This window comes from Kitasatospora sp. NPDC127121, from assembly GCF_042677305.1.
Classification (GTDB): Bacteria; Actinomycetota; Actinomycetes; order Streptomycetales; family Streptomycetaceae; genus Kitasatospora.
In genome coordinates, this window is record NZ_JBHXTQ010000068.1 from 21552 (window position 1) to 43016 (window position 21465).

21 protein-coding genes are annotated in these 21465 nt (G+C 73.8%); 7 read left to right on the plus strand and 14 right to left on the minus strand.

Going from position 1 to position 21465, the window contains the following annotated elements:
• Positions 1–285: 285 nt before the first annotated feature.
• From uvrB to zapE, 3 genes are all read right to left on the minus strand, one after another.
• Positions 286–2379 (minus strand): excinuclease ABC subunit UvrB, encoded by a 2094-nt coding sequence (gene uvrB / locus ACFVHI_RS27780; RefSeq protein WP_063349496.1) that lies wholly within the window; start codon positions 2377–2379, stop codon positions 286–288.
• Positions 2380–2422: 43 nt separating this feature from the next.
• Positions 2423–2731: a helix-turn-helix domain-containing protein gene (locus ACFVHI_RS27785; RefSeq protein WP_380343844.1), complete on the minus strand. Its 309-nt coding sequence runs from the start codon at positions 2729–2731 to the stop codon at positions 2423–2425.
• A gap of 129 nt (positions 2732–2860) precedes the next feature.
• Positions 2861–3907: a cell division protein ZapE gene (zapE, locus tag ACFVHI_RS27790; protein WP_063351439.1), complete on the minus strand. Its 1047-nt coding sequence runs from the start codon at positions 3905–3907 to the stop codon at positions 2861–2863.
• A gap of 102 nt (positions 3908–4009) precedes the next feature.
• On the opposite strand from zapE, the gene ACFVHI_RS27795 reads away from it, so the two are divergent.
• From ACFVHI_RS27795 to msrB, 4 genes are all read left to right on the plus strand, one after another.
• Complete coding sequence (locus ACFVHI_RS27795; RefSeq protein ID WP_380343846.1) at positions 4010–4777, plus strand: pyrimidine reductase family protein; 768 nt, start codon at positions 4010–4012, stop codon at positions 4775–4777.
• A gap of 66 nt (positions 4778–4843) precedes the next feature.
• Positions 4844–5305 (plus strand): indole-3-glycerol phosphate synthase, encoded by a 462-nt coding sequence (locus tag ACFVHI_RS27800; RefSeq protein ID WP_107452931.1) that lies wholly within the window; start codon positions 4844–4846, stop codon positions 5303–5305.
• 104 nt (positions 5306–5409) lie between these two features.
• Positions 5410–6840 (plus strand): UDP-N-acetylmuramate--L-alanine ligase, encoded by a 1431-nt coding sequence (gene murC, locus ACFVHI_RS27805; RefSeq protein ID WP_380343849.1) that lies wholly within the window; start codon positions 5410–5412, stop codon positions 6838–6840.
• A gap of 22 nt (positions 6841–6862) precedes the next feature.
• Positions 6863–7267, plus strand: coding sequence for a peptide-methionine (R)-S-oxide reductase MsrB (gene msrB, locus ACFVHI_RS27810; RefSeq protein WP_380343852.1), 405 nt, complete (start codon positions 6863–6865; stop codon positions 7265–7267).
• A 111-nt stretch (positions 7268–7378) separates the two neighbouring features.
• On the opposite strand, the gene ACFVHI_RS27815 is transcribed toward msrB, so the two are convergent.
• The 8 genes from ACFVHI_RS27815 to ACFVHI_RS27850 form a co-directional block, all read right to left on the minus strand.
• A complete protein-coding gene (locus tag ACFVHI_RS27815) occupies positions 7379–8569 on the minus strand; it encodes a cytochrome P450 (RefSeq protein ID WP_063349490.1) in 1191 nt (396 codons plus the stop codon).
• Positions 8566–9174: an ATP/GTP-binding protein gene (locus ACFVHI_RS27820; RefSeq protein ID WP_380343892.1), complete on the minus strand. Its 609-nt coding sequence runs from the start codon at positions 9172–9174 to the stop codon at positions 8566–8568. The genes ACFVHI_RS27815 and ACFVHI_RS27820 overlap by 4 nt, the downstream gene beginning before the upstream one ends.
• A gap of 55 nt (positions 9175–9229) precedes the next feature.
• The gene (locus tag ACFVHI_RS27825) at positions 9230–9583 is read right to left on the minus strand and encodes a DUF742 domain-containing protein (RefSeq protein ID WP_063349488.1); all 354 of its coding nucleotides are present in this window, start codon (positions 9581–9583) and stop codon (positions 9230–9232) included.
• Positions 9580–10011, minus strand: a complete 432-nt coding sequence (locus ACFVHI_RS27830; protein WP_363368868.1) for a roadblock/LC7 domain-containing protein — start codon at positions 10009–10011, stop codon at positions 9580–9582. Before ACFVHI_RS27830 ends, ACFVHI_RS27825 begins: the two co-directional genes overlap by 4 nt.
• A complete protein-coding gene (locus ACFVHI_RS27835) occupies positions 10008–11909 on the minus strand; it encodes an ATP-binding protein (protein ID WP_380343856.1) in 1902 nt (633 codons plus the stop codon). Before ACFVHI_RS27835 ends, ACFVHI_RS27830 begins: the two co-directional genes overlap by 4 nt.
• A gap of 91 nt (positions 11910–12000) precedes the next feature.
• Positions 12001–13014 carry an MBL fold metallo-hydrolase gene (locus ACFVHI_RS27840; RefSeq protein ID WP_063349485.1) on the minus strand — a complete coding sequence of 338 codons (1014 nt, stop codon included), beginning with the start codon at positions 13012–13014 and terminating at the stop codon, positions 12001–12003.
• A gap of 121 nt (positions 13015–13135) precedes the next feature.
• A complete protein-coding gene (locus ACFVHI_RS27845) occupies positions 13136–13939 on the minus strand; it encodes a hypothetical protein (protein WP_063349484.1) in 804 nt (267 codons plus the stop codon).
• A 116-nt stretch (positions 13940–14055) separates the two neighbouring features.
• On the minus strand, positions 14056–14976 hold the full coding sequence (locus ACFVHI_RS27850; RefSeq protein WP_380343861.1) for a GNAT family N-acetyltransferase: 921 nt from the start codon (positions 14974–14976) through the stop codon (positions 14056–14058).
• A gap of 268 nt (positions 14977–15244) precedes the next feature.
• Between ACFVHI_RS27850 and ACFVHI_RS27855 the strand changes: the two genes are divergently transcribed.
• The 3 genes from ACFVHI_RS27855 to ACFVHI_RS27865 all read left to right on the plus strand — a co-directional run bounded on the left by ACFVHI_RS27855 (position 15245) and on the right by ACFVHI_RS27865 (position 18592).
• A complete protein-coding gene (locus ACFVHI_RS27855; RefSeq protein ID WP_380343863.1) occupies positions 15245–16558 on the plus strand; it encodes a DUF692 domain-containing protein in 1314 nt (437 codons plus the stop codon).
• Between the two features lie 84 nt (positions 16559–16642).
• Positions 16643–17740: a TIGR04222 domain-containing membrane protein gene (locus ACFVHI_RS27860; RefSeq protein WP_380343866.1), complete on the plus strand. Its 1098-nt coding sequence runs from the start codon at positions 16643–16645 to the stop codon at positions 17738–17740.
• Positions 17741–17809: 69 nt separating this feature from the next.
• The gene (locus ACFVHI_RS27865; RefSeq protein WP_380343869.1) at positions 17810–18592 is read left to right on the plus strand and encodes a TIGR04222 domain-containing membrane protein; all 783 of its coding nucleotides are present in this window, start codon (positions 17810–17812) and stop codon (positions 18590–18592) included.
• Between the two features lie 52 nt (positions 18593–18644).
• Here ACFVHI_RS27865 and hemQ read toward each other — a convergent pair whose 3' ends face one another.
• The 3 genes from hemQ to ACFVHI_RS27880 are packed head-to-tail and all read right to left on the minus strand — an operon-like array spanning position 18645 to position 21425.
• Positions 18645–19370 (minus strand): hydrogen peroxide-dependent heme synthase, encoded by a 726-nt coding sequence (gene hemQ, locus ACFVHI_RS27870; RefSeq protein ID WP_063349479.1) that lies wholly within the window; start codon positions 19368–19370, stop codon positions 18645–18647.
• Positions 19367–20800 (minus strand): protoporphyrinogen oxidase, encoded by a 1434-nt coding sequence (gene hemG / locus ACFVHI_RS27875; RefSeq protein ID WP_380343872.1) that lies wholly within the window; start codon positions 20798–20800, stop codon positions 19367–19369. The genes hemQ and hemG overlap by 4 nt, the downstream gene beginning before the upstream one ends.
• 34 nt (positions 20801–20834) lie before the next feature.
• Positions 20835–21425 (minus strand): Uma2 family endonuclease, encoded by a 591-nt coding sequence (locus ACFVHI_RS27880; RefSeq protein ID WP_380343875.1) that lies wholly within the window; start codon positions 21423–21425, stop codon positions 20835–20837.
• Positions 21426–21465 lie beyond the last annotated feature (40 nt).

The window sequence follows — 21465 nt, forward strand, 5'->3', positions numbered from 1 at the left end:
GCGGTCGCTCCCCGCGCGGCGCCACGGTGGAACACCCCGTGCCGTCCCCCGGCTGAGGCCCCCTGTTGCTGTCGCACCACCCCGTCCCGAGGTCGATGCCGCAGGCCAGCCTAGGGCCTGCGGCACCCCGCACCTCCCGGCGGTCGCCGCATTGTGGCAAGGCTGAGACACCGCCGGGCTTGACCGGTGTCACACCGGCCCGGCCCGGCGGCCGCCTCGACCCGCCTCAGACCCCCGTCGGCCCCCTCAGCCCCCCTCAGCCCCCTCGGCCCCCTCGGCCCCCGCTCAGGCCACGCCGGCCTCCCGCATCTGGCGCAGCTCCCGCTTCAGCTCCTTCACCTCGTCGCGCAGCCGGGCCGCGACCTCGAACTGGAGGTCGGCGGCGGCCGCGTGCATCCGGTCCGTCATCGACTGGATCAGCTCCGCCAGCTCGGCGGCCGGCAGGCTCTCGCCCTGCTTGCGCTCCATGCCCAGGGCCGGCACCGGGGCCTTGCCCTTCCCGGCGGCCCCGCGGTAGCCGGTGGAGAGCAGCTCGTCGGTGTCCACGTCCTCGCGGGCGAGGGTGTCCAGGATGTCGCCGATCTTCTTCCGCAGCGGCTGCGGGTCGATCCCGTGCTTCTTGTTGTACGCCTGCTGCACGACCCGGCGGCGGTTGGTCTCGTCGATCGCCTTCTCCATCGACGGGGTGATCCGGTCCGCGTACATGTGCACCTGGCCCGAGACGTTTCGGGCGGCCCGCCCGATCGTCTGGATCAGCGAGGTGCCGGAGCGCAGGAAGCCCTCCTTGTCCGCGTCCAGGATCGCCACCAGCGACACCTCGGGCAGGTCCAGGCCCTCGCGCAGCAGGTTGATGCCGACCAGCACGTCGTACCTGCCCGCGCGCAGCTCGCGCAGCAGCTCCACCCGGCGCAGGGTGTCCACGTCGCTGTGCAGGTACCGGACCCGGATGTCCAGGCCGAGCATGTAGTCGGTGAGGTCCTCGGCCATCTTCTTGGTCAGCGTGGTCACCAGGACGCGCTCGTCCCGCTCCACCCGCGTGCGGACCTCGTGCACCAGGTCGTCGATCTGGCCCTCGGTCGGCTTGACGATCACCTCCGGGTCGATCAGACCGGTCGGGCGGATGATCTGCTCGACCTGGCCGTCGCCGCGGGACAGCTCGTACGGGCCGGGCGTCGCCGACAGGTACACCGTCTGGTCGATCCGCCCCAGGAACTCCTCCCACTTCAGCGGGCGGTTGTCCATCGCGGAGGGCAGCCGGAAGCCGTGCTCCACCAGGGTGCGCTTGCGCGAGGCGTCACCCTCGTACATCGCGCCGATCTGCGGGACGGTGACGTGCGACTCGTCGATGACCAGGAGGAAGTCCTCCGGGAAGTAGTCGAGCAGGGTGTTCGGCGGGGAGCCGGGCTCGCGGCCGTCGAAGTGCATCGAGTAGTTCTCGACGCCCGAGCAGGTGCCGATCTGGCGCAGCATCTCGATGTCGTAGGTGGTGCGCATGCGCAGCCGCTGGGCCTCCAGTAGCTTGCCCTGCTTCTCCTGCCGGGCGAGCGTCTCCTCCAGCTCCTTCTCGATGCCGGTGATCGCCCGCTCCATGCGCTCCGGACCGGCCACGTAGTGCGAGGCGGGGAAGACGTACACCGACTCGTCCTGGCTGATGATCTCGCCGGTGAGCGGGTGCAGGGTGTACAGCGCCTCGATCTCGTCGCCGAACATCTCGATCCGGACGGCCAGCTCCTCGTAGACCGGGAAGATCTCGATGGTGTCGCCGCGGACCCGGAAGGTGCCACGGGTGAACGCCACGTCGTTGCGGGCGTACTGGATGTCCACGAAACGGCGCAGCAGGACGTCCCGGTCGATCTCCTCGCCGACCTTGAGCGGGACCATCCGGTCCACGTACTCCTGCGGGGTGCCGAGGCCGTAGATGCAGGAGACGGAGGCGACCACGATCACGTCCCGCCTGGTCAGCAGCGAGTTGGTCGCCGAGTGCCGCAGCCGCTCGACCTCCTCGTTGATCGAGGAGTCCTTCTCGATGTAGGTGTCCGTCTGCGGGACGTACGCCTCGGGCTGGTAGTAGTCGTAGTACGAGACGAAGTACTCGACCGCGTTGTTCGGCAGCAGCTCGCGGAACTCGTTCGCCAGCTGGGCGGCCAGCGTCTTGTTCGGCGCCATCACCAGGGTGGGCCGCTGCAGCCGCTCGATCATCCAGGCCGTGGTGGCCGACTTCCCGGTACCGGTGGCACCGAGCAGGACGACGTCCTTCTCCCCGCCCTTGATCCGCCGCTCCAACTCGGCGATCGCCGCCGGCTGGTCCCCGTTCGGCTGGAAGGGACTGACGACCTCGAAGGGCGTCACTGACCGCTCAATACTCGTGATGGGTCGCACGAGTCCACCGTACGACCCACCACCGACAAGCGGTGCGGCTTCCTCAGGCCGCGTGCCCCTCGAACCTCATGGCGGGCTCGCGGGCCGGGTCGATGCGGACGACCGAGTCGAACGCGGCGGCGAGGCGTTCGATCAGCGGCAGGGTCGGATCGACACCGCTCTCCTCGATGCTCTCGACCGTCGCCTCGTCCAGCCCGGCCCGCTCCGCGAGTTCGGCGAGCGTCCAGCCGAGAGCGGATCGGCGGGCGTACACGGCCTCGGCCAACGCCATCCGCCGCCCGGCCGCCCGGTACTGCTCGCTCTCCCGATGCTCCGGCGGCACGACCCACCGCGTGTGATAACCGCTGCTCACCGCTGCTCCTCCCGGTCGTAGACGTCGTGGTCGGCGGCGGGCAGATGCTCGGCCTCACCCGCCACCGGCCATGCGTCCCCCCTCTGCTCCGCTAGGGAGCAACGCCCGGCCGGGGCGGGGGTTACGGGGTCAGGTCTTCGCGCTGTCGCGGGCGAGGGCGACCAGGCGGGAGATGGCGCGGAGGTACTTCTTGCGGTAGCCGCCGCGGAGCATGTCGTCGGGGAAGACCTGGTCGAAGGGGAGGCCGGAGGCGGTGATGGGGAGCTCGCGGTCGTACATGCGGTCGGCGAGGACGACCAGGCGCAGGGCGGTGGACTGGTCGTCGACCTGGCGGACGCCGCGCAGGCAGACGGCGGTGACGTCGTCGAGCAGCGCGCCGTAGCGGCTGGGGTGGACGGCGGAGAGGTGGGCGAGGAGGGTGTCGAAGTCGTCCAGGGAGGCGCCGGGGGTGCGGGCGGCGACGGCGTCGACGGCCGCGTCGGGGTAGGGCGGCGGGGCGTCCGGGAGGCCGCGGTGGCGGTAGTCCTGGCCGTCGATCCGCATCGGGCGGAAGTGCGCGGACAGGCCCTGGATCTCGCGCAGGAAGTCGGCGGCGGCGAAGCGGCCCTCGCCGAGCTTCTCCGGCAGGGTGTTCGAGGTGGCGCAGAGCTTGACGCCGTTGTCGACGAGGCGGGTGAGCAGCGTGGAGACCAGGACGGTGTCGCCCGGGTCGTCGAGCTCGAACTCGTCGATGCACAGCAGCGTGTGCTCGGAGAGGGTCCGGACGGCCTGCTGGAAGCCGAGCGCACCGACCAGGTTGGTCAGCTCGACGAAGGTGCCGAAGGCCTTGGGGCCGGGGGCGGCGTGCCAGAGCGAGGCGAGCAGGTGGGTCTTGCCGACGCCGTAGCCGCCGTCGAGGTACACGCCGGCCGGGCCGGTGGGCGCCGGGGCTGAGCGGCGGAACCAGCTGCGCTTGGGCGCGGAACCGTTTCCCCCGCCGAGGGTGGTGGCGAACTGCTCCAGGACCTGGACGGCCTCGTACTGGCTGGGCTGGTTCGGGTCCGGAATGTACGTCCCGAAGCTCACGTCGGAGAACCGGGGCGGCGGGACCATCTCGGCGACCAGCCGCTCGGCGGGCACGACGGGGCGGCGGTCGGCGAGCGCGATCGGGGAGCCGGCCGCGCTCGCGGCGGCTATGGACTCGGTCGCGGTGTCGGGGCGGGGGGCTGCTGGCACGTTAGTAGAGGGTACGCCTGGTGCAGAGCGCCTCGGGACGGCGGCCGGTGGAAGACTGAGGGCATGCAACAGTTGATCAGCCCGCTGGGCGAGCCGGTCGCCGACCCGGCCTCGCTGGAGTCGCTCGCCGCCGTCTACGCGTACCCCGACCAGGTGAATCGGGGGCGGCCCTGGCTGCGCGCCAACATGGTGGCCGGTCTGGACGGCGGGGCGAGGCTGGAGGGCCTCTCGGAGGGCCTGTCCGGGGACGCCGACAAGCGGATCTTCGGTGTGCTGCGCGCGCTGTCGGACGTGGTGCTGGTGGGCGCGGAGACGGTCCGCGCGGAGGGCTACCGGCCGGCCCGGGCCCGGGCCGAGTTCGCGGCGGCGCGGGCGGCGGCCGGGCAGGCCCCGGCTCCGGCGATCGCGATCGTGAGCCGCTCGCTGACCCTGGACCTGACCGCGCCGCTGTTCACCGCCCCGCTGGTCAGGACGGTGGTGATCACCACCGCGGACGCGCCCGAGGAGCGCCGCCGGGCGGTCGCCGAGGTGGCCGACCTGGTGCTCGCCGGGGAGGGGTCGGTGGACCTGCAGGCGGGCGTGTCGGCGCTGGCGGAGCGGGGCTGGACGCGGTTGCTGAGCGAGGGCGGCCCGCGGCTGCTGGGACAGCTGGCGGCGGCGGGTCTGCTGGACGAGTTGTGCCTGTCGCTGGCTCCGCTGATCACGGGCGGCGACGCGCCGCGCATCATCCGCGATGCGCAAATGCCTGACGTGCAGCGGATGCGGCTGGTCTCATTGATCGAGCAGAAAGGATTCCTCTTCACCCGCTACCTGCGTCCGCCGACCCCGTGACCGACGGGTCGTGATCCCGTTAATGCGATGCCGGGGCCCGGGGGCCGGCCACTGGAAGGGACTCACGTGTTCAAGACGGTACTGATGATCGAAAAGGCTCTCTCCGACGCGGACGTGGAACTCGTCACCACGCTCCACAGCGACGAGAAGGTCTCCTTCGTCGTCCTGATGCAGCCGCGCGGCAAGCAGGACGAGCTGCTGCGGGCGCTGGACGACGTGGCGCTCGGCCACCTCGACAAGGTGGTGCACGAGCACGACGAGTCCGAGTCCGGGCCGACCGTGGCCACCGAGTCGCTCGAACACAGCCTGCGCCACCTGCGCGCGGCCGGGGCCGAGGCGGTCGGCGAGCTGGTCGAGGAGAAGCCGCTGGACCGGCTGCGGACGGCGGTCGAGGAGCACCGCGCGGACGAGGTGGTGGTGCTCACCTCACCGCACTTCGTGGAGGAGTTCTTCCACCGCGACTGGGCCTCCCAGGCCCGGCACAAGGTGGGGGTCCCGGTGCTGCGGCTGTTCGCCAGCGACTCCTAGGGATCCCGGCCGGTGGTGCAGAATCGTCCTTGCGGTCCGCCCGCGAGGACGATTCCCCATCCCGTCCGCCCGACCATTCCGCCCCCGCCCTACGGAGCCCCGCCTTGAACGACGCCGCGCACGACCTGCACGCCCCGCACTTCATCGGCATCGGCGGCGCCGGGATGTCCGGCCTGGCGAAGATCCTCGCGGTGCGCGGCGCCAGCGTCTCCGGCAGCGACTCCAAGGAGTCCGAGACCGTCCTCGCGCTGCGCGCCCTCGGCGCGACCGTGCACGTCGGCCACGCCGCCGAGCACGTGCCGGACGGCACCAGCAGCGTGGTGGTCTCCAGCGCGATCCGCGCCGACAACCCGGAGCTGGCCGCCGCCCACGAGCGCGGCATCCCGGTGGTGCACCGCTCCGACGCGCTGGCCGCCCTGATGGGCGGCCGCCGGGCGCTGGCGGTGGCCGGCACCCACGGCAAGACCACCACCACCAGCATGCTCGCCGTCGCCCTCGGCGAGCTGGGCCTGGACCCGTCCTACGCGATCGGCGGCGACCTCGACGCGCCCGGCTCCAACGCCCACCACGGCGCCGGCGAGATCTTCGTCGCCGAGGCCGACGAGAGCGACCGCAGCTTCCACAAGTACGCGCCCGAGGTGGCGATCGTGCTCAACGTGGAGCTGGACCACCACGCCAACTACGCCTCGATCGAGGAGATCTACGAGTCCTTCGAGACCTTCGTCGGCCGGATCACCCCCGGCGGCACCCTGGTGGTCTCCGCCGACCACGACGGCGCCCGCGAGCTGACCGCCCGGGTGGCCGGCCGCGAGGGCCTCACCGTGGTGACCGTCGGCGCCGCCGAGGACGCCGACGTCCGGGTCCGCTCGGTGGTCGCCCGCGGCATGACCAGCGAGGTCACCGTCGAGCTGGACGGCGCCGAGCTGTCCTTCACCGTCTCGGTGCCCGGCCGGCACTACGCGCACAACGCGGTCTCCGCGCTGGCCGCCGGCGTCGCGCTGGGCGTCCCGGCCGCCGACCTGGCCAAGGCCCTCGGCGCCTACACCGGCGTGCGGCGCCGCCTCCAGCTCAAGGGCGCAGCCGGCGGCGTCCAGGTGATCGACTCCTACGCCCACCACCCCACCGAGATGACCGCCGACCTGGAGGCGATCCGGGAGGGCCTGGAGGGCGAGGGCCGGGTACTGGTGGTCTTCCAGCCGCACCTGTTCAGCCGCACCCAGCAGCTCGCCGAGGAGATGGGCCAGGCCCTGGCGCTGGCCGACGCCTCGGTGGTGCTGGACATCTACCCGGCCCGCGAGGACCCGATCCCCGGCGTGACCAGCGAGCTGATCATCGACGCCGCCCACCGGGCCGGCGCCGACGTCACCGCCGAGCACTCCTTCGCCGCCGCCCCCGCCGTGCTGGCCGGCCTGGCCCGCCCCGGCGACCTGCTGCTCACCATGGGCGCCGGCGACGTCACCAACCTGGGCCCCGCCATCCTGGAGGAGATCCGGGGAAGCGTGCAGCACCTCTCGAACGTTGCCTCCAACGTCTGACGTACCCCGACCGGGAGCCGTGATGAGCTACGAGATCGAGAAGACCGAGGCCGAGTGGCGGGACGAGCTGAGCCCCGAGGAGTACCACGTGCTCCGCGAGGCGGGCACCGAGCGCCCGTTCACCGGTGAGTACACCGACACCAAGACCGTCGGCATCTACGGCTGCCGGGCCTGCGGCGCGGAGCTGTTCAGCTCCGAGACCAAGTTCGACAGCCACTGCGGCTGGCCGTCGTACTACGCGCCGCTGGCCGGGGACCGGGTCCAGTACATCGAGGACACCACGCTCGGCATGCGCCGGGTCGAGGTGCGCTGCGCCCGCTGCGGCGGGCACCTGGGCCACGTCTTCGAGGGCGAGGGCTACGGCACGCCGACCGACCAGCGGTACTGCATCAACAGCGTCTCGCTGACGCTGAAGCCGGCCGAGTAGCGCCGGCCGGTCGCGCCGCGAGGGCCCGGGTTTCCGTACGGACGGACACCCGGGCCCTCGTCCGTCCCGGGCCGCCGGGACTCGGACCAGCAGGGTTCGGACCGCCGGGGCTCAGGCCGTCGGGGCGAAGCGGACCGGGAGGTGGACCAGGGCCCGGTGGAACGGGCCGGGGCGCCAGAGCAGGTCCTCGGCCGGGGTGGCCAGTTCCAGGTCGCTGAGCCGGCTGGTCAGCTGCTCGATCGCGGTGATCGCGATCAGCAGCGCCGGGTCACGGGCCGGGCAGCCGTGCGGGCCGGCCGCCCAGGCCAGGTGGGCGCTCTCGCCGCTGCGCAGCTCGGTGCCGTCGGTGGGCGGCGCGGCCTGCGAGTTGGCGGCCGCGTAGGAGACCAGCACCAGGGTGCCGGCTGGGATCTCCCGGCCGTGGAAGGTGATGTCGTAGCGCGGGTAGTGGGCGGAGAGGTTGGCCAGCGGCGGCTCGTGCCAGAGCACCTCGTCGATCGCCTGGTAGGCGGTCATCGCGCCGCCGATGAGGGAGCCGGCGTAGCGGGCGTCGGTGAGCAGGCGCAGCAGGGCGTTGCCGATCAGGTTGGTGGTCGGCTCGTGCCCGGCGATCATGGTGAGGGTGATCTGCCGGATCACCTCGTCGTCCTCCAGCCCGGCCGGGTGGGTGACGAACCAGGAGGTGAGGTCGTGCCGGGGCCGCTCGCGCCGCTCGGCGACCATGGCGGTGACCACCGCGACGAGGTCCCCGTACGCGACGACGGCCTTCTCGGTGGACTCGATCATCCCGGCGATCCCGGCGACCAGCCGGGCGCTGTGCTCCTCGGGCACACCGAACCAGGTGGTGAGGACGAAGGCCGGCAGCTGGCGGGCGTACTCGGCGATCAGGTCGGCGGTGCCGGCCGCCTCGAAGCGGTCGACCAGTTGGTGGGCGACCTCGGCGACCCGGCGCTGGAGCCGGTGCGGTTCGAGCAGGGCGAGGCCGTCGGTGATCACCGCGCGGTAGCGCGCGTGCACCTCGCCGTCGCTGAACAGGGCGGTCGGGCGGTAGCCGAGCACCGGCAGCAGCGGGTTGTCGGGGGCGACGGTGCGCTGCCAGGCGCGGGAGTCCTTGGAGAAGGTGTCGGTGTCGCGCAGCAGGTCCAGGGCGGCCTGGTAGTCGGTGACCAGCAGGGCCTCGACGCCGGGCGCGATCTCCACCGGGGCGACGGCCCCGTAGCGGCGCAGCCGGTCGTAGACCAGCTGCGGGTCGGCGGCGAAGACCGGGCCGTAGATCGGGGTGGGGCGGGTGTCGGTGGTCACGGGCGCTCCTCGGCGGCGGAGGCGGCAGGGACGGTCGCTACCTGGTCTGCGGGGTCGGGGGCGTCCGCGGGGGCGGCGGGCAGGCCGTCGAGGACGTGCTCGGCCAGCGCGATCAGCGCGTCCAGGCTGGCGCCGCGCTCGCGGGCGTCGCAGAGCAGCAGCGGGGTGGTGGGGTGCAGGTCCAGGTGGGCGCGCAGCACCTCGATCGAGTGGACCGGCGCGTCCGGGAAGCAGTTGACGGCGACGGCGTAGGGCAGGCCCTGCTCCTCGACCATGTCCATGATCTCGAAGGAGTCGGCGAGCCGGCGGGTGTCGGCGAGCACCAGCGCGCCGAGGGCGCCGCGGGCGATGTCCTGCCAGAGCGGGAAGAAGCGGCGCTGGCCGGGGGTACCGAACATGTAGAGCACGAGGTTGCCGGGCAGGGTCAGCCGGCCGAAGTCGACGGCGACCGTGGTGGTGGCCTTCTCGGGCAGGCCGGCCAGGTCGTCCACCGGCCGTCCGGTCTCGGTCATCGCCTCCTCGGTGTGCAGGGTGGCGATCTCGGAGAGGGTGCGGATGAGCGTCGTCTTGCCGACCCCGAACGGGCCGGCCACCACCAGCTTCATCAGCGTCTGGTCCCGGTCGGGCAGGTAGCCCACCCGGCTCGGCCGGTCGGCCGGGCTACCGGAGCGCACGGAGTCCAACGAGGAGCCTCTCGACGATGGAGCGGTCGGTCTGCTGGGCGCGCGGGATCGGCGCGCGGGCGCGCAGGCAGCCCGCCTCGACCAGATCGGCCGCGAGGAAGACGGTGGCGCTGACCGGCAGGCACAGGTGCGCGGCGGCCTCCACCACGGTCAGCGCGCCGGGGCGCAGCAGTTCCCAGAGCCGCTGGTGTTCGGGTTCCAGCTCGCGGGGCGGTTCGGTGCGGTCCGCGAACAGCACGGTGAGCCGGTCGAAGCCGGCGGTGCCGGGGCGGCTGCGGCCGCCGGTGGCCAGGTAGGCGGGCACCATCCGCCTGCGGGGTACGGCGGTCATGATCGGACGGTGGTGTCCTGCTGCCGGCTCGGACTCGCGAGGGCACGGCCCAGGGCGGCGACCTGCACCTGCATCTGGTAGGCCACGTTGCCGAGTTGGGCCTCCGGGGAGGTGAACACGGCGAGCGAGGTGTTCTCCCCGGCCGGGACGACGACGGCGTAGCCGAGGTCGGACTCGACGACGGTCTGGGCCAGCCGGGGCCGTTCGGTGTCGGTGAAGGCGCTGGTGAACGCGCGGGCGGCGGCGTGCACGGTGGCGGTCATCGCGGCGACCCGCTCGGCGGAGGCGCGGTCGAGCCCGTCGGAGGCTCCCTCGACGAGGCCGTCACCGGTGGCGATGACCGCGTGCAGCACCCCCGGCAGCTCCAGCAGCGGGGTCAGCACCCACGAGATCTCGTCGGTGGTGGTCGGGCTGGGCGTGCTGGTCACTGCTCGGCTCCTTCGGGGGTCGGGGCGGGCGGACGGACGGTGGTGCGGGCACCGGTGTCGCGGGCGGCCGCGGTCGGGCCGCTCCCGCCGGTCGGGCTGGATTCGCCGGTCGTGTTGGTCCCGGCGGCCGGGCTGGTCCCGGCGGTCGTGCTGGACTCGCCGGTCGTGCTGGACTCGCCGGTCGTGCTGGACTCGCCGGTCGTGCTGGTCCCGCGGGCGGCCTGTGCCACGGCGGCGCGGCCGGAGTCGGTGCCCTCCTGGAGCGCCTGCCAGTGGGCGGCGGCGCGCTCGGGCGTCCGCTCGGGGGCCCGGGCGGGCGGCTCGGCCGGTACGGCGGACGGCCTGGCGGCGGGCTCGGGGGCGCCGGGGCCGTCGGCGGTGACCGGTCGGCGGCGCCGCCGGCTGGGCAGGCTGGTGCCGTCGTCGACCGGGTCGGCGGGGCCGGCCGGCGCGTCGGGCACCGCGTGGATGGCGGGCGCGGGGTGCGGGCCCGGCTGGTTGTGCCGGTCGGCGAGCGGGGGCGGCCCGTCGCCCTCGTCGGCGTCGCGCATCGGCGGGACGGCCTGGACGGTGGGCGCGGGGGCCGGGCCGGCGCCGGCCCGCAGCGGCAGCGGGGTGAGCACCGACAGCGGCTGCTCGTCGTCGACGACGGTCACCAGCGCGGCCGGGATGCGCAGGATGGTGCGCATCCCGCCGTACGGCGAGGGCTCGATGTGGCAGGAGAAGCCGTACTGGCGGGCCAGTTTGCCGATCACCGCGAAGCCGGTCTTGGGCGGGTTGCCGAGTTCGGTGAGCAGGACGTCGGGCGGGCCGGCCAGCAGTCGGCGGGCCCGGCGCAGCTGGTCGTCGTCCATGCCGATGCCGCTGTCGTCGATGATCACCAGCGCGCCGCGGCCGCCCTGCTGGACGGTGACCGGGATGTCGGTCTCCGGGTGCGAGTAGGCGGAGGCGTTGGCGAGGAGTTCGGCGACGGTGATGGCCAGCGGCTCGGCGGCCCGGGCGACCACGGCGAGCCGCTGCTCGCGCAGGTGGTTGGCGACCTTGATCCGGGCGTAGCCGGGCACCCGGGAGAGCGCGCCGACCACCACTTCGGCGAGCGGCGAGTCGGTGCGGGCCAGGCCGGGCCAGGCTTCGCAGAGCACGGCGACGGTCTGGATCCGGCGCAGCGCGACCTCGTTGCGGAAGTCGACCTCCAGCAGCCGGGGGTCGTCGTTGTCGTGCTGGAGCTGCTGGACCAGGCTCTGGATCTGGTAGAGCAGCGTCTGGATCCGGGAGGTGGCGCCGCGCATGGCGGCGCGGGCGGCGGCGTCGACGCGTTCGCGCTCGTCGGTGAGGGCGGCGGAGGCGGCGTCCAGGACGGACTGCAGCGCCCGGACGGCCTCGGGGCCGACGGCCTGCGAGTCCAGCGGGCCGACCAGCGGGGCGTTGGCGTGGCTGAGCCGGACGGCGGTGGCGGCCACCCGTTCCTGGGCGAGGTGGCCGATCTCGGCGAGCAGGGCGGCGGTGTGCTCCTCGGCGACGGTGAGCCGCCGTTCGGCCTCCCCGGCCCGGGTGCTCGCGGCGGCGGCCCGCTGGTCGGTCTCCCGGGTGGTGTCCTCGGCGGTGCGGGCTCGGCTCTCGGCCTCCCGGGTGCGCTCCTCGGCGGCCCGGTAGCGGCTCTCGGCGTGGTGGGTCTCCTCGGTGGCGCGCCGGGCGGCCTCCTGCGCCTCGCGCAGTTGCTGCTCGGCGCGGGCCAGCCGGCCTTCGGCGGCGCGGGCGCGTTCCTCGCCGTGGCCGCGGGCGGTCTCGGCGGCGACCGCCCGGGTGAGGGCCCGGGCCCGGCCGCGGGCGAGCACGCCCGCCATCGCGGCGGCGACCAGCGCCAGGGCGATCAGCGCAATCTGCGCGATCTGCGTCATCGAAGTCCTCGGGAGTCCTCTGGGGGTCCTGGCTGGTCGGCTGCTGCCGGGCCGGGGGCCGGTGGTGGTCCGGCCGGGGCGCGGCGGGCGGTCAGTCCCGGGCGGCGGCGCGCGGGCGCGGGCTGCGGGCGGCGTCCTCGGAGAGTTCGCGGGCCACCTGGGCGACCTGGCCCATGGCCTCCAGGACGTTCGGCACCTCGGTGCCGTCCAGGTGCCGGTACTCGGCGGCGACGGTGAGCACCAGCCGCTCGGGCAGGCCGAGTTCGGGGTGGCGCTGCTCGGCGATCACCCGTCGGGCGGCGTCCAGCGCGGGGATCCCGGCGGTGTGCAGGGCGTGCGCGCGCTCCCGGACGTACGTCAGGTAGGCGATGTGGTGGCGGACGCCGTCGCGGTCGAGCACGGGGCCGTGGCCGGGGACGAAGATCTCGGCGCCGGTGGCCAGGATCCGCTCGCAGGCGGTGATCACGTTCTCCAGCGGGCCGGCCCAGTGCACCGGGTGGTCGCCGGGGTACTCGGGGGTCGAGCCGAAGATCACGTCGCCGGTGAAGACGGCGCGCTGGTACGGGAGGTGGACGATCAGGTCGCCGCTGGTGTGGGCGGCGGGCAGGCCGGTCACCTGCACCGGGTACTCCCCCACCCGCAGTTCCAGCTCGCCGGTGAAGACGGTGTCCGGGTGCACGGGGTCGGTGGCGGACCAGTCGAACCGTCCGAAGTGCTCTCTGAGGTAGCCGCCGAGCGGGGAGTCCGGGTCGCCGCCGACGACGAGGGCGTGCTGCTGCTGCGGGGTGGGCTCGTAGTGGATGTGCTCCAGCGCCTCGCGGGTGGAGATCACCTCGGCGTCCGGGACGACTCCGGCGCCCCACAGGTGGTCGCCGTTGGCGTGGGTGACGATCACCCGGTCGACCTCGACCCCGGCCGGCAGCAGGCGGCGGCTGGCGGCGAGGAACTCCCCGGCCAGGGTGGGGTCGTAGGGGGTGTCGATCCAGAGCGCGGTCTTCGCCGAGGCCAGCAGCCCGCAGTTGGCCAGGCCCCAGCCCCGCTTCGGGGGGAGCCACACGTACAGGTCCTCGGCAATCGCGCTCACGTTCGCACGGTTGATCGTCATGTGCGCGATTATGCCCAAAGCGTGTCAGGGGCGGGGCAAAACCTGTACGGCCGCCAGGAGTTACTGCCCCAGACTCTCCCGAGCTGTCCGGTTTCGCCCCCTGTGGTCGAGACCAATCGTCTCAACCGTCGGGACGACCCGTGGACACCTCGCCCCGGAATCCCGACGGGACGTCGGACCGGGGCGCGGGCAGGGTGCGGCAGACCTCGACCGTGACGTCGACGGTGTCCAGGCCTATCACCCGCCCCTCCACCGCGACGAATCCTTTCTCCCCCGAGCGGAAGAGCGCCGCCAGCGGGGAGTTGCGGCTCGCCGCGGTCAACGCCTCCACCGCCATCGCGGAGCCGAAGGCGAACACCCCGCAGAGCACAACGCAGGGCGCCTGCCGGGGCGTGCGGGTCACGAAGATGAAACCGTGGTCGCGGATCAGTTCCCCGGCCGGGTTGTACAGCGCCTCGAAGGTCATTGCGCCCCACCGGGCACGGGCCTCGTCCGGGTACTCGATGGCGAAATCCGGGAACACCGCGTCCAGCACGCCGCCGGAATAGGAGTTGACGCTCGGGCCCCCGATCGAGAACGTCGGCATCCGCGGATCCTGCGCACCGGCCACCACCAGTTCGATCGTCGCCTTCCGGTTGACCTTCCGCAGCAGGTCGGTGAGCCCCGCTATCGCCCTGGCCTCGGCCATCGGCATGAACAGCACGTTCTTCGGCCCGCGGCTGGTCAGCTGGCAGCCGTCCGTGGTGAAGGCGAACTCCGCGACCTCGATGCTCGGCGTGATGATCTGCACCCGGCTGTACGGCGCCAGCAGCGCCCGCAGGAAGCCGTAGCGCAGGAACAGTCTGGTCCGGGCGAGGGAGCGGGCCGCGAGGAAGCCGATCACGGCCGGAACCGATGCGATGAACACCTGGAGCAGGATCTCCATATCATCCCCACGGAGAAAGACTCGACCACGAACTGTGTGCCCTGGTTAAGTCCCCTCCGTGGCCGGAAATACCCCCCTCGCGGCAATTCCGACCATCAGGATTGCCACACCCGGCGTCACTTCAAGCGCTTGATCCCCTTGCGCTCCCCGGCGCACCGCTCGTACCCCAGCCACGCGTTGATCGCGAGCATCGGCGCATTGGTCTCGTCGTTGGAGGTGTACGCGCGCCGGTAGCCCGCCCCGGCCGCCAGGCGCAGCGACTCCAGCTTGGCCAGCTTGCTCAGCCCGCGCCCGCGGAACTCCCGGCGGCAGGCGGTGAACGCGGACCAGTAGCGGTCCACCCCGTCGGTCTGCGCCATGCTGAACGCGGCCGGTTCGCCGTCCACCACGGCGACGACGGTCAGTGCCCGGTCCAGGTCCGGCCGGGCCCAGTCGCCCCGCAGCCAGTCCTCGTACTCCAGGGCGTCCATCGGCACCTCGCCGGGCTCGTCCCGGACGGCGTCCGCCTCGACCAGGAACAGCGGGCGCGGATCGGCCGCCCAGTCGGCGGCCGGGCGCAGCTCGACGCCGGCCGGCCGTACGGGCGCCTGCGGCAGCGGCAGCGCCAAGTCCCGTCCGCCGAACTGCGCCGCGCGCCCGAGCTCGTAGCCCCGGGCGGCGGCGAAGGCCAGCGAGGCGGGCTCGTCGTCCAGCCAGGTGTGCAGCTCGCTCACCCCGTGCCCGGCCAGGTGCCGTTCGGCCGCGGCCAGCAGCGCGGTGGCCGCGCCGCGCCGCCGGAACCGCGGCAGCACGCTGCCGTTGGCGTATCCGACGCCGGCGGTCGTCGTCCCGAGCACCGCCGCACAGCGCACCGCGCCGACCACCCGGCCGTCCAGCTCGGCGACGAAGGTGCGGAAGTGCTCGCCCGGGCTCTGCCGGCCGTTCATCCAGAGCAGGGCCTCGGAGGTCATCACCAGGTGCTCGCGCCCGGCCCGGTGGGCGGCGGCCACGGCCTCGGCGTCGTCGGGGCGGAAGTCACGGATCGTCAAAGAAGTCATGGGTTCCCACGCTAGCCCCGCCTGCCCGTCCGGCGCCTGCGAATTTTCCCTCGCCGGTGCGCCTCACCTGCGGCAACGGCCCCGGCTCGGGACCAAAGTCCCTCACCCCCGCGGCGGCAAGCTCAAATAATGCTCTGAGAAGACCGGGCGGGGCTTGGCAGCCGCCCCACCCGGGGACATCCTCAGCAACACGGCCGCGCGGTCCTGGCGACGAAGCCCGCACCACCCGACGGCCTCCCCACCCGGCCCTCCGAAAGGGGGCGAACCGATGACCTCCCCTGCCCTGGACCTGCCCGGCTCCGCCACCCCGGCGCGGGGCGGCGCACCCCGCCTCGGCGTCGGCCTCGGCTGGCGCAGCGAGATCGACACCGTCGTCGAACGCCAACCCGGCCTGGACTGGGTCGAGGTGGTCGCCGAGAACATCTGCGCCGACCACCTGCCCGAGTCCCTGACGGTCCTGCTCGCCCGCGGCGTCACCGTCATCCCGCACGGCGTGGCGCTCGGCCTCGGCGGCGCCGACCTGCCCGACCCCGCCCGGCTCGCCAAGCTCGCCGGGGCGGCGCTCGCCCTCGGCTCCCCGCTGGTCACCGAGCACCTGGCGTTCGTCCGGGCCGGCGGCCTGGAGGCCGGCCACCTGCTGCCCGTCCCCCGCACCCGGGACTCGCTGCGGGTGATCGCCGAGAACGTCCGGATCGCCCAGGACCAACTCCCGGTGCCGCTCGCGCTGGAGAACATCGCCGCCCAGCTGGCCTGGCCCGACGACGAGCTGACCGAGGGGCAGTTCCTCGCCGAACTGGTCGAGCGGACCGGCGTCCGGCTGCTGATCGACGTCGCCAACCTGCACACCAACCGGGTCAACCTCGGCATCGACCCGGCCGCCGAACTGGACCGCCTGCCGCTGGAGGCGCTCGCCTACGTCCACATCGCCGGCGGCACCCTGGTCGACGGCGTCTGGCACGACACCCACGCCCACCCCGTCACCGAACCGGTGCTGGAGGTCCTGGCCGAACTCTGCGCACGGGTCGCACCACCCGGCGTCCTGCTGGAACGGGACGCCGCCTTCCCGCCGCCCAGCGAGCTGGCCGGCGAACTGGACGCCATCCGCCGGGTGCTGGAGGGGAGCACCCCGCGGACGGCCCCACCGGCCCCCCGCACCGAGCCCCGGGAGACCGCGGCGGGCGCGTGCCCGAGCGGCACCCGCGCCCGGCTGGCGCGGCGCCAGGAGGACCTGCTCGCCGCCCTGGTGGCCGGCGGGCCCGTCCCGCCCGGCTTCGACCCGGACCAGGTCCGCGCCCAGTCCACCGGCCTGGCCACCAAACGGCGGGACACCGTCGCCAAGGTGGCCCCCGAACTGCCCCGCCTGCTCGGCCGGCCGTACGGGCCGCTGTTCCTCGACTACGCCCGCCGGCACCCGCAGACCGGCGGCTACCGCACCGACGCCCGGGCCTTCGCCGCCTGGGCACTCGCCGACGGCGGCCCGCTCGCCGCCGACCACCGCCGGGCCCTGGAGCAGTGGCTCCACCCGGCCGCCGAGCGGCCGCCCGGCGCGTTCGCCCGCCTGCGCCGAGCCCTGCGGCACTGAGCAGGCACTGAGCAGGCGCTGAGCAGGCGCTGAGCAGGCGCTGAGCACCCGTCTTCACCGCACACCTTCGGGGGGAACCCGCCCATGTGGCACAACACCTACTTCGTCATCCCCGCCGTCCTGCTGGTGGCGGCCTCGCTGTACGCGTCCCGGACCAAGCATCGGGTCGGCCACGTCGCACACGTCCGGGGCCTGCCGGGCCGCGGCCTGCCGCTGATGGACACCGCCTTCCTGTCCGGCGGCCCCGGCCGGGTCTTCGACACCGCCCTGATCCGGATGCACCTCTCCGAGCGGGCCGTGATCAGCCGCGCCGGCCTGGTCACCCTCACCGGGCACAAGCCGTACGACGCCGTCGACCAGGCCGTCCTGGACGCCGTCGGCCCGGGCGGCAGCCGTGAACTCGCCCCGCTGCGCCGGGCCGTGATGCGCTCCGCCGCCGTGCAGGAGATCGGCAACCGGCTCGCCGACCGCGGCCTGATGCGCCGCCCCGAGCGGCTGCGGCGGGCCCGCACCGCCCGGCGGCTGCTCTGGCTCGCGCTGCTCGGCGTCGCCGTCTCGACCGTCCTCGCCCACGTGCTGGACGACGGCGGCGCCGGCTCCGACCGCCCCGCACCGTGGGTCCCGGTGGTGCTCCTGGTCTTCGGCGGGATGAGCCTGCTCGTCACCTGGCCGGTCAAGGGCCGGATCACCCCGGCCGGGCGGCGCCAGCTCTCCCTGATGAAGGTCGGCACGCCGTGGACGCCGAGCGCCGGCCTGTCGCCGAAGACGACCGGCGGCGTGCTGCTGGGCGCCCTCGCACTCGGCGGGCTGGCCGCCGCCGGGCTGGAGGACGACGAGCTGCAGTCCGCGATGCTGGCCGCGGCCGCCCAGGACGAGGCGATGAAGTCGGCCGCCGCGAGCTCCTACGCCGCCTCCTCCTCGACGGGCTCCTCCAGCAGCTTTCCCCCCAGCTCGTGCAGCTCGTCCGGGTCCTCCTGCGGGGGCTCCACGGCCTGGTGCGGCTCCTCCCACTCCGGCTCCTCCGGCTGTGGGGGAAGCAGCAGCAGCTGCGGATCCTCGTCCTCCAGCTGCGGCTCCGGCTCCAGCAGTTGCGGCTCCTCCTCGTCGAGCTGCGGGTCGTCCTCGTCCAGTTGCGGGTCGTCCTCGTCGAGCTGCGGTGGCGGCGGTGGCTGCGGCTCCTGACGTCACAGTTCGGTATCGCGGTCCGGGAAGCCGTTCCCCGCGCCGTCGGCCCAGGCATACAACAAGCCCATGTGGTTGCTGTTCCTGATACCGGCGTGCGTCGCGGCGGTCCTCTCGTGTCTCCGGCTGGTCCGGACGACCGCCACCGCCGACGCCCTGGCCGAGGCGGACGGCCTGCGCCCGCCCGAGGCCGTCGGGATCGGGCTGTACGAGACGGCCTACCTGGCCGGCGGCCCGGACCGGGTGGTCGAACTCGCCCTCGTCCTGATGGCCGGCCGGGGCCGGCTGCACCTGGCGCACACCGGCTGGACGACGGTGGTCGACCCCCGGGGCCGCAGCCGCCTGGAACGCGCGGTCATCGTCGCCGTCGGCCCCGACGGCCAGTGCCGCACCGACGGGCTGCGCCGGGCGATGGCCGAGCACCCGACCGTCCTGGAGATCGGCGCCCGGCTCTCGCTGGCCGGCCTGGCCACCCCGGCCCTGGTCCAGCGCAGCACCGTCCTGGTGGTCCGGCAGGTACGGCACGCGCTGCTGCTGACGCTCCTCCTGCTGGCCGCCGCGCTGGCCCTCACCGGCTTCACCGGCGGTGACACCGTCGCCCCGCTCGCCTGGTTCTCGCTGCCGCTGGTGCTCACCTCGGGCACCCTGCTGATGGCCCGGGTCGACGTCTACCCCTACACCCGCTGGGCGTCCCCGGTCGGCCAGGAGGTGCTGCGCGAGGTCCGCCCGGCCCGCCAGCACGGCCTCGCCGACGACGAGGAGCGCGAACTGCTCACCGCCGTCGCCATGAACGGCCCCGCCGTCCTCCCCGACCCCCGCCTGCGCGCCGCCCTCCGCCCCCACCGGACGTGACACGCGAAACGGGGCCCGCCGAAGCGGACCCCGTTCACCGATCCCGCGGAACTCAGGCCAGGCCGTTGAGCAGCTCGCTGACCGGCTTGCGGCGGCCGGTGAAGAACGGCACCTCCTCGCGGACGTGCAGCCGGGCCCGGGAGGGGCGCAGGTCGCGCATCAGGTCGACGATGCGGTGCAGCTCGTCCGCCTCGAAGGCGAGCAGCCACTCGTAGTCGCCGAGCGCGAACGAGGCCACCGTGTTGGCCCGCACGTCCGGGTAGCCGCGGGCCATCTGGCCGTGCTCGGAGAGCATCGCGCGCCGCTCGGCGTCCGGCAGCAGGTACCACTCGTAGGAGCGGACGAACGGGTACACGCAGACGTAGTCGCGCGCGCGCTCGTCGGCGAGGAACGCCGGGATGTGCGACTTGTTGAACTCGGCGGGGCGGTGCAGCGCCATGTTGGACCAGACCGGCTCCAGCTGGCGGCCGAGGCCCGTGCGGCGGAAGCGGTTGTACGCCTCCTGCAAATCGTCCGAGTCCTCGGCGTGCCACCAGACCATGAGGTCGGCGTCCGCGCGCAGACCGGACACGTCGTACGTGCCGCGCACCGTGACGTCCTTCGCGGCCAGCTGGGCGAACAGCTCGTCCACCTCGGCGGCCAGCGCCGTGCGGTCCTCGGGCAGCGTGCCCTTGAGCTTGAACACCGACCACATGGTGTAGCGGATGACCTGGTTCAGGTCGCGCGCCTTCTTCTTCTCGGGCTGCTGCTCCGGCTGCCGCTCAACGGTCTCAGTCATGCGCCCATTGTCCTCTCCGTGGAACCTTCCCCGGTTGCAGGGGTCAACAGTTTGTCGAGGGCCGCCACCGCGGCGGCCGCCGAGCCGATGCAGGCCGGAATGCCGACCCCGTCGTACGCGGCGCCGCACAGCGCCAGTCCCCCCACCCCGGCGGCCGCCGCCCGAATCCGGGCCACCCGGTCCAGGTGGCCCACCGGGTACTGCGGCAGACCCGCCCGGAAGCGCGAGACGGCGGTGTCGTACGGCCGGGCGGTCAGGCCGATCGCCTCCCCGAGGTCCGCCAGCGAGCGGGCCACCAACTCCTCGTCCGGCAGCTCCAGCGCCTCCTCCTCCCGGTAGCGGCCCAGCGAGGTGCGCAGCAGGAACGCGTCCGGGGCGGAACGCTCCAGCCAGCCCCACTTGTTGGAGGAGAAGGTCGACGCCTTGATCCGCCGCCCGTCCACCGGCGGCACCAGGAACCCGCTGCCGGCCGGCGGCTCCGCCAGGTCGGCCCGGCGGAACGCCAGGGTCACCAGCGCCATGCCCGCGTACTCGACGGCGTCCAGCTCGGCGGCCGCCGCCGGCGCGTCCGCGCGCAGCAGCCGGGCCGCGGCCGGCGCCGGGACGGCCAGCACCACGGCGTCCGCGTGCAACACCTCGCCGCCGCCGGTCACCACCCGCCAGCCCCCGGGGGTGCGGTGCAGCCCGTCCACCGACGTGCCGGTGCGCAGGTCCACGCCCGCCTTCCGGCAGGCGGCGGCGACGGCCTCCGGCAGGGTGCCGAGCCCGCCGCGCAGGCCCTGGAACACCGGCGTGCCGACCACCTTCGGCCGCGAGGCCAGCTCGTGCACCCCGTCGACCAGCGAGCCGCCGCCCCGCGCGATCGCCAGCAGCTGCGGCACGGCGGCGCGCAGCGAGATCTCCTCGGCCCGCCCGGCGTAGACGCCGCCCAGCAGCGGCTCGACCAGCCGGTCCACCACCTCCTGGCCCAGCCGGTCGGCGACGTAGCGGCCGATCGCCACGTCGTCCCCGACCTCGGTGGCGCCCTCGTGCCGGGCCCGCTCCAGCCCCTCGGCGGTGAGCACCCCGGAGGCCGCCAGCGCGTCCAGATCGCCCGGGACGCCCATCACCTGCCCGCCCGGCAGCGGGCGCAGCGCGCCCCGCGTCCAGATCGAGGCCTTCGCGGTGGTCGGCGGCTCCAACTCCTCGCCCAGCCCGACCGCCCGGGCCAGCTCCACCGCCTCCGGCCGCCGCGCGAGCATCGACTCGGCCCCCAGGTCCACCCGGACCCCGCCGACCTCGCCGCCCCGCAGCTTCCCGCCGACCCGCTCCGACGCCTCCAGCAGCGTCACCCGCGCACGCACCGGCCCCCCGGCGGCCCCGCTCAGAAAAGCGGCCGCAGCCAGCCCCGCGATCCCACCACCGACGACGACGACCTGTGCATCCGACATGCCTCGCATTCTCGCAGGTCTTTACACCGGGCCCTCAATCCGCTGCACGCCGCCCGCTCGGCACCAGCCCGTCCAGATCGATCGTGATCGGGAACGGCACCGGGCGTTCGAGTTTGCCGCGGAAGGTCCCGGCCGGGACGTAGGAGGACGTCGCCGGCTCCAGCTCGAAGACGTGCACGACCGGCAGGCCGTCCTCCTCCTCGACGATCCAGTAGTGCGGGATCCCGGCCTCGGCGTACTTGCGGACCTTGACCGTACGGTCGCGGTGCGCGGACTCCGGGGAGACGACCTCGACCACGAGCGGGACCTCGCCGGGCGCGAACCAGGTCCGATCGGGGTCGAAGTCCGCGTCGGTGACCAGCACATCCGAATCCAGGCGGCTGCGCCGGTCCAGCGTGATCGTCATGCCCCCGGTCGCCCGCTGCCCGGCCGGCACCAGCCCGTCCAGTGCTGCGGTCAGCTGCGACCCGACATGGCTGTGCCAGAACGACTGGGGCCTGCTGCGGAACACCAGGGCGCCGTCGATGAGTTCGGTGTGCTTGGGCGCATCGGGCAGGTGGTCGAGGTCCTCGGCGAACCAGCCTTCGACTCGGGGTGCGTACATCCACTCCGGCAGCTCATCCATGGCCCCAACGTAGCGGATCGGGCACACCCCGTAAGGTCGG

Bases quoted from the DNA above. Each gene is read 5' to 3' on its own strand.
- ACFVHI_RS27880 (WP_380343875.1), bottom strand. From the start codon at position 21,425: ATGGATGAGCTGCCGGAGTGGATGTACGCACCCCGAGTCGAAGGCTGG.
- ACFVHI_RS27795 (WP_380343846.1), top strand. From the start codon at position 4,010: ATGCAACAGTTGATCAGCCCGCTGGGCGAGCCGGTCGCCGACCCGGCC.
- hemG (WP_380343872.1), bottom strand. From the start codon at position 20,800: ATGTCGGATGCACAGGTCGTCGTCGTCGGTGGTGGGATCGCGGGGCTG.
- ACFVHI_RS27845 (WP_063349484.1), bottom strand. From the start codon at position 13,939: ATGGAGATCCTGCTCCAGGTGTTCATCGCATCGGTTCCGGCCGTGATC.
- ACFVHI_RS27865 (WP_380343869.1), top strand. From the start codon at position 17,810: ATGTGGTTGCTGTTCCTGATACCGGCGTGCGTCGCGGCGGTCCTCTCG.
- ACFVHI_RS27860 (WP_380343866.1), top strand. From the start codon at position 16,643: ATGTGGCACAACACCTACTTCGTCATCCCCGCCGTCCTGCTGGTGGCG.
- ACFVHI_RS27840 (WP_063349485.1), bottom strand. From the start codon at position 13,014: ATGACGATCAACCGTGCGAACGTGAGCGCGATTGCCGAGGACCTGTAC.
- msrB (WP_380343852.1), top strand. From the start codon at position 6,863: ATGAGCTACGAGATCGAGAAGACCGAGGCCGAGTGGCGGGACGAGCTG.
- hemQ (WP_063349479.1), bottom strand. From the start codon at position 19,370: ATGACTGAGACCGTTGAGCGGCAGCCGGAGCAGCAGCCCGAGAAGAAG.
- ACFVHI_RS27835 (WP_380343856.1), bottom strand. From the start codon at position 11,909: ATGACGCAGATCGCGCAGATTGCGCTGATCGCCCTGGCGCTGGTCGCC.
- ACFVHI_RS27820 (WP_380343892.1), bottom strand. From the start codon at position 9,174: ATGAAGCTGGTGGTGGCCGGCCCGTTCGGGGTCGGCAAGACGACGCTC.
- ACFVHI_RS27855 (WP_380343863.1), top strand. From the start codon at position 15,245: ATGACCTCCCCTGCCCTGGACCTGCCCGGCTCCGCCACCCCGGCGCGG.
- ACFVHI_RS27850 (WP_380343861.1), bottom strand. From the start codon at position 14,976: ATGACTTCTTTGACGATCCGTGACTTCCGCCCCGACGACGCCGAGGCC.
- ACFVHI_RS27825 (WP_063349488.1), bottom strand. From the start codon at position 9,583: ATGACCGCCGTACCCCGCAGGCGGATGGTGCCCGCCTACCTGGCCACC.